The following is a 1,078-nucleotide window of genomic DNA, read 5'->3' as shown; positions in this document are numbered from 1 at the left end:
TAATCGAAGAATTAATTCCTGAATCTCAAATGATGGAAACAACAAAAATAGCTACAATAGGGGCTATGATTGGCTTTGCCGTCATGATGACATTGGATATTGCTCTTGGATAATTATATATATAAAGATTTCGCATCTTGGAAAATGGAAAACCACGAAGTTATAGAAACTTTCCAAAAGAATAAATCGGTTATTTATGATCGATTAGAACCTATTTACTCAGTATTGAATCACATTTATGACTTACTAGTTGAAGAAAAAGATGTTGATGATGATTTAGATATTATCTTCAGAACTGGATTTAACTATTTACACACTCAATTTGAAATTATTAGAATATATTTTGATACATTGTTTCAGTCTCACTGTGATGATTTTGAAAATTATAGTGAAATGGTTCTATACTTACTATATATTTATGATATTAGAACGGATATGGAGAATAACGACATTGATTCAAACATTGATGAATTAAATGAGTTAGAAACTTGTGTCGAGAATATGATAATGGAACGACGTAATGATTTTGATTATATAAAAGACAAAATGAATGAAACACTTAAGATTGTATTTAGCAAGATGGATTACGACTATGTTAGTATTGTTGATATATTTGTTGAAATAGCTGAGAATTTAGGTATTTTCATATATGAAGACGACGAATTAATGATTGGACAAGATATATAAAAAGCACAAGTTTTTTCAAACTTGTGCTTTTTTATTAGTTACCTCTTGGTTTCATATGTGGGAATAATAGAACATCTCTTATTGATGGAGAATCAGTTAGTAACATAATTAAACGGTCTATTCCAACTCCGAGTCCGCCTGTTGGCGGCATTCCATATTCTAAAGCTTCGATGTAATCTATATCCATTTCGGTTGCTTCGACATTTCCAAGTTCTTTTTCCTCTAGTTGTGCTGTGAAACGAGCTTTTTGATCGATTGGATCGTTTAATTCAGTGAATGCATTTGCGTATTCGCGTCCATCAATGAATAGTTCAAAACGATCTGTAAAACGAGGATCTATTTTATTTTTTTTGGCTAATGGACTAATTTCGATAGGATGTCCATATACAAA

General features: G+C 30.7%; 2 protein-coding genes and 1 pseudogene. 2 read left to right on the top strand and 1 reads right to left on the bottom strand.

The window, feature by feature from the left end; translation table 11 throughout:
- A pseudogene (locus tag AC3AX0_RS10605) lies at positions 1 to 113 on the top strand (ZIP family metal transporter); the annotation flags it as partial.
- A gap of 31 nt (positions 114 to 144) precedes the next feature.
- On the top strand, positions 145 to 687 hold the full coding sequence (locus AC3AX0_RS10600; RefSeq protein WP_487550261.1) for a hypothetical protein: 543 nt from the start codon (positions 145 to 147) through the stop codon (positions 685 to 687).
- A 34-nt stretch (positions 688 to 721) separates the two neighbouring features.
- Here the strand turns inward: AC3AX0_RS10600 and AC3AX0_RS10595 are convergent.
- A partial coding sequence (locus AC3AX0_RS10595) for an amino acid--tRNA ligase-related protein (RefSeq protein ID WP_487550260.1) occupies positions 722 to 1,078 on the bottom strand: 357 nt, incomplete at its 5' end.

The sequence above is a fragment of the Dethiosulfatibacter sp. genome (assembly GCF_983023055.1).
This window is presented reverse-complemented; position numbering and strand designations above follow the sequence as displayed.